Here is an 11,603-nt window from a genome sequence, read left to right as displayed (position 1 = left end):
GGGGGCCGCGGGGCGCGCGGCGCCGCGGGGGGGGGGGGGGGGGGCCCCCCGGCCCCCCCCCCCCCCCCCCCACGCTCCTTCCGTCACCCGCGCTCCCGCTCGGGACCGGGCACTTCTCTGGGACCCACGTACGACCGGCCGACCAGGGTGGCGAGTTCGGCCCTGGAGGACACGTCGAGCTTCTTGAAGATCCGGCCCAGGTGGGTCTCCACGGTCTTGTGGCTGACCGTGAGGGTGCGGGCGATCTGCTGGTTGGTACGGCCCCGGCTCACCTGGACCGCGACCTCCAGTTCACGCTTGCTCAACTGGCCCAGCCGCGTCTTCGCCGCGTACGTCGGTCCCGACGGCTGCTGCGCCGGAGCCGGCCGCGGGACGGGGACCCGGGCCAGGTGCGGCGCGGTCGTCGCGACGTTGCGGCCCGCCGCCCGCAGGGCCGATTCCGCCTCCTCGGTGATCGCACGCAGATACGCGCTGTCCGTCATCGCGGCGGCCGCCGCCGCCACCACGGCATGCCGGACCGAACCTGCGAGGTCACCGTCCGCCAGGTCCATCGCGCCGACCGCGAGCGCGAACTGCGGTACCCGGCTGAGCTGTTTACCGCGCTCGGCGAGCAGCAGACCCCGCTCGTAATGCCGGGCCGCGGACTCCTTGCGTCCGAGTGCGGACTCGGCCGCGGCCAGCCAGTACAGGCCGTCGAGATACCGCACGGCCTCGTCATCCTGTGCCTGGTCGAGAAGCCGGCACGCCACCGCCCGGTGGAGCACCGCGTGTTCGGTGGCACGGTTCCTGGTGGCCCCCATGGCCAGCAGGGCGTACAGCCAGCCGCGCGTCACCGGGGACAGTCCGGCCGCGTCGTCGAGCAGGGCGTCCTCCTCGATCTCGGGCAGGGGCGCGTTGGCCGCCAGAGCGTTCTCCAGGCGTGCGCCGAGCAACAGGGCGTGCCGCTCGCGTTCCTGTTCGCCCGTCAGCTTCAGGGCCGCGGCGATCTCCTGGTCCGCGCCGTCCGGATCGCCCAGGTGGCGCAGCGCCCACGCCCGCCAGAGCGTCGCCTTCAGATGGGTCGGGTGCGACTCGTCCTCGCCGCGGAGCCCGTCCAGAACCGTCATGCCCTGCGACAGCTTTCCGCTGAGCATCAGCGCACTCCCGAGCAACAGGGTCTCCGGACCCGATCCGGGGCCCGGCCGGCTCACGTCCATCGCGGTCGCGGCCCATGTCGCGGCCTGCTCCGGGTCGGACCACAGCGATTCGGCCGCGGCCTGCAGCAGAATCCGGCTGCTGTCGGTGTCGCCGGTCACGGCGGCGTACTGGAGATGGCCGGCCAGGTCCAGCGGATCGCCACCCTGCCGGGCAAGGATCGGCGCGGCCCTGCCATGGGCCCCGAAGAGCCAGCCGGAGCCGGCCGTCTGGTAGGCGGCGGCGCGCAGGAGCGGGTTGCTGAACCGCAGCCGACGGGTGGCGGTGTCGACCCGCAGCAGGTCCTCACGCACCAACTCGTCAATGGCCGTGCAGAGTTCTTCGCCGCTCACGCAGGCGACGCATCCCACGTTGGCGGGAATGAAGGGTTCACCGAGCACCGCAGCCGCCCTGGCGACCTGCCATGCGAGGTCGGAGAGCGCCCTGAAGTCCCGCAGAGTATCGGTCAGTACGTCCAGCGGGAGCGGGGGCATGGCCGGCGCGGACTGCCCCGGTATCGAGCGCAGTGCCGAATACGCCTTGAGCAGACCGGGGTTGCGGTCCGACTCGTCGAGCATGAGATTGCACTGCACCCGGCTGATGTCCTCGGGAAGCAGCGCGAGGGCGGCCTCCCGGGAGATCCCCGCCGCGACGACCCGTTTGGCCCGCCCATTCAGCACAGCCTGGTTCAGCACGTCCTGAAGGTTGTGGTCGAGCTGGCGGGGACGATAGGCGAGTGCCATCAGCACAGGACCGGCGGGCGGGTGTCGCACCAGATGCGCCACCAGTTCCATCGACGCCTCATCGGCACAGTGCAGATCATCGAGGGTGATCAATAACCCGCCGTCGGCGCCGAGATGCTCCAACAGGGCCCGCACCGCACTGAACAGGTGGTACCTGCCCACCGGGTTCGTGGGCACGCATAACCCCCCTGTTCCGGAGAGAGCGGGAAAGACGGCCTTCAGCCATTGCGCCTGCCCTTCCGACCAGGGGTGACGGGTCCTGTACTGCACCAGTACGTCATCCAGGGCGTCGACGAAAACACCGAATGGCATTCCGACCCGCGACCAGGGCACGGCACACCCGGAGGCGATGACCCTGCCTCTGCGAGCACCGCTCTCGGCCAGCCGCGAAAGCAGGAGGCTCTTCCCCGTCCATCGATCGCCACATATTTCCAGAACTGAAGTGCCGGACGGCTCATCAAAGATGGTTTCGAACCAGGATCCCGGCTCCTGCCCCGAGATTTCCGGTCCAAACTCCCTGTCGACTACACATGCCGAAGACGAAGTCCCAGCTGTAGCGCACATACCTCATCCATAAAGTTGCCAACTATAGACACGGAGAGGCTCTCTCACATACTTGAGCCCGTAAACGCCACGAAAACAAGGTGGAGGTTCTGCACGCGGGTCACGTCATACACGTACGGAACGCCGGGTTCCGAAGCGTCGAGGAACTCCTCGGCGGAGCAGGGCGCACCGAAGGTCCGGGGCAGGCCGTGAACACGACGCCCACCTGGGCGTTCGGCGCGCGGGTGGGCTCGCCCTGCACGTGACGGGCCCGCCCGGACACGTCCTGCCGCACGGACTCGTCCCTTGAGACGCCCACACGGCCCGCACGGTTCCCCGGTCGGCACTGCCGCCGCGACCGGCTTCGGGGAGCACATGCCGGCCGGGTCCCCGGCAGCCTCGGCCTCATCCCGTCCGGACACGGCGCCATCGCATCCGGACCACGCTCATGCGCAGGTTGCGCGTACGAACGGACCGTCCAGCCGCAACCGACCATCAAGAGTTCTTCCATAGTTCCCCCTTGACACCATCACGTGCCCAGCTATTGGTGGGCCGATCATTACTCAACTCCCTCTGATCACACAAGGATTCGAGGGGGTTTATATCTTGAACGGATGGCACCATGCAGGCCGCCCCGGCAGATTCGAGAGATGTCGGCACACAGCTTCGACGGGGACACGGTCCGTGTGCGAAAGCGCCGGCCCCGAACAGATGCGGACGGGGAACGCGGTGGCCATAGCAAGAAGTCCTCCGACCGCTGTGATGAGGTCCGAGCGGATATGTTCTCGGCCCGCAGGACAGAAGCAGCCCCGTAAACATGTTCCGACGCGGAAATCAGCCGTGCGCCGGGCGCGGGTCCGAGTACGTCGCGGGCGGAACGGGTCGGCCGGGGTCCGCCCGGGGTTCCCGCCGGGCTCCGGACGGCGACGCCGAAGCGCTGCCCGTAACCGAAGGAATCATGTGCGCGTTGGTCGGGCGGGACCGCCCTCCCCCACCCTCCTCACGAGTCGAGATCCGTCAGAAAGGCAGGAACTCCTTGCCACACGCCCGGTCCACGAGCGAAGAGCTGCACTCAGGCCTCAGCGGGCAGGCGGTGAGCCCGGGATGGCTGCCGCCGGAGCAGTACGCCGAGACGGTGATGAAGGCGACCGCGTTCGCGTGCATGTACTTCACCGACCAGCACGACAACCCGCTTCAGCTGAAGGCGGTCTACTCGCGGACGCATCCGTGGCAACTCGTCGGCGGAACGATGGATCCGGGCGAGCGGCCGTGGGAGACGGCCCTGAGGGAGTGCCGGGAGGAGACCGGGATCGTCTACGACGGGCCCGTGGAACTTCTCGCGTCGGTCTTCGGCCAGCCCGGGGCGGAATGGCCCTACGCCACCATCGGCTTCGTCTTCGAGGGCGGCCGGCTCACCGACGAACAGATCCACTCCCTCGTCCTGGATCCGGCCGAACACGACCAGGCCCGCGTGCTTCCCCTGTCCGAATGGCGCGCGCTCATGCCGCGGCGGGATTTCGTCCGGCTGGACGCGGTGGCACAAGCCCGCCGCACGGGCACGGCGGCCTACTTCGGCTCGTGGGACTGGGAGACGTGACAGCCGGGAAGATCAGGGCCACCGGGCGTCCGGGGGAGCGAAGCCCTGTGCCGCGGCGGTCTCCACGCGGATGTCGCCCTTTGTAACGCAACCGCCACTTCTTGTTGACCACAGCGGCTCTCCAGCGGAAAAGACCTAGCTGTTAACGGATGCTTTAACGGTGTCTTGGCATGTCAGGCTGACAAAAGCAGCGTAAAACGGATAACCCCAAGATTGGGACTCCCCAATCAGCACATCGTGGGCTTAACTTAGGTGCCATGACCTCCCCCCGCTCCAGCTACGGCAGCGGCTACTACGCCGCGCCGTCGTTCCCCGACACTCCGATCTACGACTCCCTGGTCGCGGAGCGGGGTACGCCTCAGATCGCGCCGATCCGAGTGCCCGCCGCGTACGACACCGGCAACAGCTACCTGCCGGCGCTGCCGTCGGCCCTGCCGGCGCTGCCCGCGGCACCTTCCCAGCCGAATCCGTCGTACGGCTATCAGCAGCCGATGGCGCAGCAGAACTACGCGCCGATGCAGCCGGCACAGCTGCAGCACGCGCCGGCGCCGTACATCCCGCAGCAGCCTTCCGCGGGACGCGGCGGCTACCAGCAGTCGCCGCAGCAGTACCAGCAGCCGCAGCGGCCCGCGCCGGGTACCGGCTACGAGTCGATGCGTCCGGCCTCGCCGCGGCCCGCGCCCGCGCAGTCCCCGTACGAGGACCCGTACAACCGCCCCTACCAGGGCCGGGGCTACTAGGGTCTTCTGCTTGGATCAGGCCGGATCAGGGAGCGGGTCCGGTGCGGGCGGCCGCAAGGCGGAGGACGGCGTCGCTGCGGAGCACGGGCGACCGACGACAACCCGGCCCGGCACGATCCGGACGAGAGGCCCCGGACGGCACAGCGGCAGGTCACCGGGGATGGCTGGCAGGATGGAGGCATGCCCTCTCCCGAACTGAGTGCCGTCCACATCCACCCGGTCAAATCGCTGGCCGCGTGCACGGTGAGTGAGGTCGTCGTCGAGCCATGGGGACTCGACGGCGACCGGCGCTGGATGCTGGTCGACACCACCGGCAAAGTGGTCACACAACGTCAGCAGCCCCGCATGGCGCTGATCTCCGCCACCCCCGTGCCGGGCGGCGGAATCGTGCTGAGCGCGCCGGGGAGCGCGCCCTTGCCCGTGGAGGTTCCCGAACCGCGGGAGACGACCGGCGTACTGCTGCACCGAAGCCGGCTCGACGTGGTCGAGGCGGCGCCGCGTGCCCATGCCTGGCTGGGCGCGTACCTCGGGGCCGAGGTCAGGCTGGTTCATCTCGATGCTCCGGACCGGCGCAGGCTCATCGACCCCGCGTACGCACGCCCGGGTGAGACCGTCAGCCTGGCCGACGGCTTCCCTCTGCTGCTCACCACGCTCGCCTCGCTCGACGCGCTGAACTCGCTCGTCGCGGACGGGGACCACGCCGGTGAGGGGCCGTTGCCGATGGACCGCTTCCGGCCCAATGCCGTCGTGGCCGGCACGGCCGCGTGGGCGGAGGACGCGTGGACGCGGCTCGCGATCGGCGAGGTGACGTTCCGCGTGGTCAAGCCGAGTGCCCGCTGTGTGATCACCACGACCGACCAGCACACCGCCCGCCGGGGCGCCGAACCTCTGCACACGCTCGCCCGGCACCGCCGCTCCGGCAGGGGGCTGCTCTTCGGCCAGAATCTGATCCCGGACACGACCGGTGTCATCCGGGTCGGGGACCCGGTGCGCGTCCTGGGCTGAAAGGAATTGTTCACCGGGAACTCGCGGGGCGGCACGGCACGTTGACCGGGTGAGGTTGCTCTCTCTTCGCCGCTCCAGCGCGCGGACCGCGCCGTATCGGGTTAAGACGGATACGGAAGGGGGTGTGGGACTGTGCGAGCGCTCACGGGAGTCTGGCGTTGGCGGCACAATCCACTGCGCCGCGCCACGGACAGGCGCGAGGCGTGGGTGGCTCTGGTCGCGTTGCTTCTGCTCGTCATGGTGGCGCCGGCCCTCGGCTGGTTGTGCGGCTCGCGCGCCGACGACGCGCTGCAGGCGTCGGCGCGGGCCCAGCAGGCCGAGCGCCGGCTCACGAACGCCGTCGTGGTGCGCCCGGCCGCCCGGCACCTCGTGAGCGATCCCGAGATCTCCACGGACCGCAGGGCGCAGATCCCGGTGGTCGCCCGCTGGCACGCCCCGGACGGAACGGCGCGCAGCGCCACGGTGACGACCACCTCGCGCGACACCGCGCCCGGCGCGCGGGTGCGGATCTGGACGGACCTGGCGGGCAACCCCGCGCCGCGCCCCATGGACGCGCCGACGGCCCACACCCATGCCGCTCTGGCGGGTTTCGGCGCGGCGCTGATGTGCGTCCTGCTGATCGAGGGCGGGCGGCGTCTGATCGTATGGCGCATGGTGCAACGGCGGTACGAGCGGCTCGACCGGGCATGGGCCGAGGCCGGTCCTGACTGGGGCCGGACGGGCACCGGCAGCTGAGGACCTGCTGTTCGGGTCAACTCCCGCCCTCCACGCGCGCTACGGTGGACCGGCCCGCCCGTCACTCCTGCGGGGCAGGTCCCGGGTGATCGCTGCCGCGCGGCCGGTGACACGGGCTTCACACACGCACGAGGTGGGGGCACAACAGCGCCATGGCACAGGGCACGGTCCAGGTGACGCACACCGGTACATCGCGGTGGCGGCGCCGCACAGGCGAGTACGCCTCCCTCACCGCGGCTCTGGAAGCGGCGGCGGACGGTGATGTGCTCACCGTCGCGCCGGGCACCTACCGGGAGAATCTGGTCATCGCCCGTGCGGTGACCCTGCGGGGGCCCGAGGGTTCCGTCGGCTCGGTGCGGATCGCTCCCGTCGACGGTGTCCCGCTGACCCTGCGCGCCTCCGCCGTCGTCCAGGACCTGCACGTCGAGGGCCAGGACTCCGCGGCACCGGCGCTGCTGGTCGAGGAGGGCGCCCCGGATCTCTCGGATCTGCGGATCGTGACCCGCTCGGCCGCCGGTATCGAGGTGCGCGGGGCCGCGCGGCCCACCGTGCGCCGCTGCACCGTCGACAATCCGGCCGGTGTCGGCATCGCCGTACTCGACGGGGCGGGCGGGGTGTTCGAGGAGTGCGAGATCGTCTCCGCCGGGCAGTCCGGTGTCTCCGTGCGCGACGGCGCGCACCCGAGGCTGGAGCGCTGCCGCGTCCATCACGCCTCGGGAGCGGGGCTGTCCGTCACCGGCGAGGGCAGCGGTCTGGAGGCCGTCGGCTGCGAGATCTACGAGATCAAGGGCAGCGGGATACAGGTCTCGGCCCGGGCCGCCGCCCATCTCACCGAGTGCACGGTGCACCGCACCTCCGCGGACGGCGTCACGCTGGACACGGACGCGGTACTCACGCTGGCCGACTGCGACATCCACGACATCCCCGAGAACGCGGTGGACCTGCGGTCGCGCTCCGTCCTCACGCTGACCCGCTCCACGGTGCGCCGCTTCGGCCGCAACGGACTCTCCGTCTGGGACCCCGGCACCAGGGTCGACGCCAACCAGTGCGAGATCCACGACAGCACCGGCGACTACCCCGCGGTCTGGGTCAGCGACGGGGCCACCGTGATACTGGATTCGTGCCGCGTCCATGACGTACCGGACGCCCTCTTCGTCCTCGACCGGGGCTCGCGCGCCGACGTCGTGGACAGCGATCTTTCCCAGGTCCGCAACACGGCGGTGTCGGTCAGCGACGGGGCGACCGCGCAGCTCGACGACTGCCGGATCCGGGAGGCGTCCACGGGCGCCTGGTTCCGCGACCACGGCAGCGGCGGCACCCTGAACAACTGCACCGTCGACGCGGTGCAGACCGGAGTGATCGTCACCAAGGGCGCCGATCCGACGATCGAGCGCTGCACCGTCACCTCCCCCGCCGAAGCCGGCTTCTACGTGTCGGCCGAGGGGCGCGGCACCTTCCACAGCTGCCGGGTCACCGGCAGCGAGGGATACGGCTTCCACGTGATGGACGGCTGCCGTACGACACTGACGCGCTGCCGCACGGAGCGGTGCGCCCGCGGCGGTTACGAGTTCGCGGAGGGCGGGGCCCGCGCTGACGGGTCGACGACCGGGCCGGTCGTGGAGGACTGCACCAGCGACGAGAGCGCTCTGCGGACCGTCACTCCCCCACCGCCCACCGTCCTGACGGCGACCCAGTCGACGCCGGGGCTGCTGGGTGCGGTGCCCGCGCCGCGCGCCGTGGAGCCCGTGACGGCCGAGGCACCGGCCGAGCCCGCACGCACGTCCGAGGCGGTGCTCGGCGAACTGGACGCACTGGTCGGCCTCGACAGCGTCAAGCGCGAGGTACGCGCGCTCACCGACATGATCGAGGTGGGGCGCCGGCGCCGGCAGGCCGGGCTGAAGGCGGCATCCGTCCGCCGCCACCTCGTCTTCACGGGCTCTCCCGGCACCGGCAAGACCACGGTGGCCCGGCTGTACGGCGAGATCCTGGCCTCTCTCGGCGTGCTGGAGCGGGGCCATCTGGTCGAGGTCTCCCGCGTCGACCTCGTCGGCGAGCACATCGGCTCGACCGCGATCCGCACGCAGGAGGCCTTCGAACGGGCCCGCGGCGGGGTGCTGTTCGTCGACGAGGCCTACGCCCTGTCGCCCGAGGACTCCGGCCGGGACTTCGGCCGGGAGGCGATCGACACCCTGGTGAAGCTGATGGAGGACCACCGGGACGCGGTGGTCGTCATCGTCGCCGGGTACACCCATGAGATGGAGCGGTTCCTCACCGTCAACCCCGGGGTGGCGTCCCGGTTCTCCCGCACGATCACCTTCAGCGACTACGAGCCCGGCGAGCTCCTGCGGATCGTCGAGCAGCAGACCGAGGAGCAGGAGTACAGCCTGGCGTCCGGGACCGGCGAGGCGCTGCTGAAGTACTTCACCGAGCTGCCCAAGGGGCCCGCCTTCGGTAACGGCCGTACGGCCCGCCAGACCTTCGAATCGATGGTCGAGCGGCATGCGGGGCGGGTCGCCCAGCTCGCCGAGACCAGCACGGACGACCTCACTCTGCTGTTTCCGGAGGACCTGCCGGAACTCCCCTGACGGCTCTGCCGGACATGTCCGCCTGGTGGGGCAGAACGGGGACGAGCCGTTCCAGGAGCGCGGCCCGCTCCTCGGCGAACACGGGGTCGGCCTGGTAGTCGGAGTGCCCCAGCACCGGCTCGGGCAGCGGGTGTTCGGGGGTGCGCCCGTAGACCAGAGGGTCCTTCAGCGGGCCCCGGTCCACTTCGGGCCCGGATTCCTCGCCGAGCCGGACCTCGCCGCCGATGGGGTCGGTGGCGCGCCACAGGTTGCGCCAGCAGTGCACGGACCGGTGCAGCCCGTGCAGCTGGACGGGCCCGAAGTAGGCCGGGAACCAGCGCCCGTAGAGGCGTTCGATGGGTGAGCCGTAGGTCAGCAGCGCAACCCGGCCACGGGTCTCGGCCGGCAGTTGCCAGACCGCCGACGCGGCGAGGACGCTGCCCTGGGAGTGGCCCGAGATGACGAGTCGCCCGCGGGTTCGCGCGGTCCAGCCGGACATGCGTGAGGCCAGGTCGGGGACGGCCCGCTCGGCGTAGCAGGGCGGGGCGAAGGGGTGTGCGGCGCGCGGCCAGAAGGTGCCCACGTCCCAGAGGATCCCGATGGTGCGGCGGGCCGAGGCGTCCCGGTAGGCGCGGCGCCCGCAGGCGACGAACACCAGGAAGCCGAAGCCGATGAGCCAGGAGCCGGTGGACTGTGCCGCCTCGGCCACCGATTCGACGAACGGGCTGCTGCCGTCCATCGCGAGTCCGGGTACCTGACCACTCGCCCAGGCGCCGCCGACCGCCCCCGCGCCGAGCAGCAGCGTGGCCCCGGAGAGCAGGCCCAGCATGCCGGGTGCCGAGTCGGTGAGCGCGGCCGTGGCCCGGATCCGGGCGATCCGCCTGGTCCGCGCGAGGTCCGGCCGCTCCTGTCCGTACTCCGCGTCGATCAGCGGCTCCAGCCGGCGGGCCGCGCGGTACGTCCGCAGGCCGAGCACCAGGCACGGGATCACCAGGAGCACCAGGAGCACCGGGATGACGGAGGCCTGCCAGCTCAGGAGCACCGGCGGTCCCTCTATGAGGGCGCTGCGGCCCATGCCGGGGCTGCCCGGGCCGTCCAGCCAGTCCGCCACGCGCTGGGCCACCCCGCCGGTCATCACACCGCCGAGCGCGCAGGCCAGCATCGCGACGGCGGGTCCGCCGAGCCCGCGCATCACGGTGCGCGGCTCGGGGCTGCGCCGGTACAGGTCCAGCGCCACGGCGGCGAGCAGCACGACGAGCGCGCCCTGGGCGAGGGTGACGACGCGGAACATCACGTCGCCGGGAAGCGCTCCGGCGGAGGCCCAGCCGGGGCGCGACCAGGCGGAGTGCAGCGCGGCGAGGACGAGCAGGACGAGGGCGGTCGCGGGCAGATACGTGACGATGGCGCGGTCGATCCGGTTGTCGAGCCGCCGTTCGCTCCGGCCGCGCCGGCAGACCACCACGACGACCACGAGCGCTCCCGCCACGAGGGCCGCCCCGATCAGCAGGCCGAACACCTCGGGCACCGGTCCGGCCGCCTGCCGGTCCCGGCGGGTCGCGGCGCCCGTGACGAACGCGGTGACGGTGAGGAAGCCCGCGGCGGTATGGGCGGCACGCAGGCGCGCGACGAGCCTGCGTCCGTACCAGAACCCGGGCCGTCCGAGCGCGGGCCGCACCACGGGGGCGGCGTCCGCTCCGGTCTCCTGCGGCGGTGCGCCGTCGTCCGGGTCGGCACCGGTGAGCGGGCGCTGGGACTCGTACGCGCTCCACGTCCGGTTGGACAGGTACCAGAGCAGTCCCACCAGCGCGGTCGGTACCAGGGCGGCGAGGGCGAGGCGACGGCCCGGCTGGGACCACCAGCCGCCCTGCGCGGCGGAGAGGAACCCGAGCCACGACCGCTGGTCGGAGCATTCCGGTACGCCGGCGCACTGCCAGGCGGTCAGATCGAGCGCGACCTCGCAGACGGCGGCGGTCAGCAGGACGGTGAGACTCAGCGCGACGAGCCGGACGAGCATGCCGTACAGCCGGATCGCCCGGGGGCGGCGCGTGGCGGCCGGGCGCATCCAGTGGGCGAGGTTGATCACCATGAACGGGAGGAGCAGGAGCCACAGCGCGCGGGAGCCGTTGCCGGAGGTCAGATGCGACCAGCAGTACGCCTCCGGGATGGGCCGGTCCCGGTAGCGCTCGGGGTGCGCCTCCGCGTCGATGTCGCCGGGGCGCCGGTAGATGGCGGCGGTGGCGTCACCGGTGACGCGGACCGTGCGCGGATCGACGAGCATCTCCTGGGGCGTGGCTCCGCCCACGCCGTGGACCAGCAGCTCCAGTGCGGGTCCTTCGCTCTGTGGGGCCTGGGTGGCAGGTGGCACGGGGGTGGCTCGCTCTCGGAGGGGGACGCGGCTGATGGCCGGTCACCAGAGTGCTCGATGGGCCCGGGTGTCCGCACCGCTTCTTACGTAATCTCCCCAGTGCGGCGGTCCGCGACACCGCGTGGCAGGATGAACCGT

The 11,603-nt window shown here is 71.5% G+C and carries 7 protein-coding genes; 5 read left to right on the top strand and 2 right to left on the bottom strand.

Annotated elements, in window-relative coordinates:
• Window positions 1–83: 83 nt before the first annotated feature.
• On the bottom strand, window positions 84–2,480 hold the full coding sequence (locus tag ACIQMX_RS11015) for a LuxR C-terminal-related transcriptional regulator (RefSeq protein ID WP_363077861.1): 2,397 nt from the start codon (window positions 2,478–2,480) through the stop codon (window positions 84–86).
• 1,015 nt (window positions 2,481–3,495) lie between these two features.
• On the opposite strand from ACIQMX_RS11015, the gene ACIQMX_RS11010 reads away from it, so the two are divergent.
• The 5 genes from ACIQMX_RS11010 (at window position 3,496) to ACIQMX_RS10990 (ending at window position 9,121) form a co-directional block, all read left to right on the top strand.
• Window positions 3,496–4,056, top strand: a complete 561-nt coding sequence (locus tag ACIQMX_RS11010) for an NUDIX hydrolase (RefSeq protein ID WP_363077863.1) — start codon at window positions 3,496–3,498, stop codon at window positions 4,054–4,056.
• A gap of 257 nt (window positions 4,057–4,313) precedes the next feature.
• Window positions 4,314–4,796, top strand: a complete 483-nt coding sequence (locus ACIQMX_RS11005; protein ID WP_363077865.1) for a DUF6643 family protein — start codon at window positions 4,314–4,316, stop codon at window positions 4,794–4,796.
• Window positions 4,797–4,976: 180 nt separating this feature from the next.
• On the top strand, window positions 4,977–5,801 hold the full coding sequence (locus tag ACIQMX_RS11000; protein WP_363077867.1) for an MOSC N-terminal beta barrel domain-containing protein: 825 nt from the start codon (window positions 4,977–4,979) through the stop codon (window positions 5,799–5,801).
• Between the two features lie 132 nt (window positions 5,802–5,933).
• Window positions 5,934–6,536, top strand: coding sequence for a hypothetical protein (locus ACIQMX_RS10995; protein ID WP_363077869.1), 603 nt, complete (start codon window positions 5,934–5,936; stop codon window positions 6,534–6,536).
• A 152-nt stretch (window positions 6,537–6,688) separates the two neighbouring features.
• Window positions 6,689–9,121: a right-handed parallel beta-helix repeat-containing protein gene (locus ACIQMX_RS10990; protein ID WP_363077871.1), complete on the top strand. Its 2,433-nt coding sequence runs from the start codon at window positions 6,689–6,691 to the stop codon at window positions 9,119–9,121.
• Here the strand turns inward: ACIQMX_RS10990 and ACIQMX_RS10985 are convergent.
• A complete protein-coding gene (locus tag ACIQMX_RS10985; RefSeq protein WP_402477520.1) occupies window positions 9,081–11,465 on the bottom strand; it encodes a hypothetical protein in 2,385 nt (794 codons plus the stop codon). The two genes, ACIQMX_RS10990 and ACIQMX_RS10985, sit on opposite strands and share 41 nt — an antisense overlap.
• Window positions 11,466–11,603 lie beyond the last annotated feature (138 nt).

The organism is Streptomyces sp. NPDC091416, from assembly GCF_044756845.1.
GTDB lineage: Bacteria > Actinomycetota > Actinomycetes > Streptomycetales > Streptomycetaceae > Streptomyces.
Note: the sequence above shows the minus strand (reverse complement) of the source record. Positions and strands in the feature narration are given on the sequence as shown.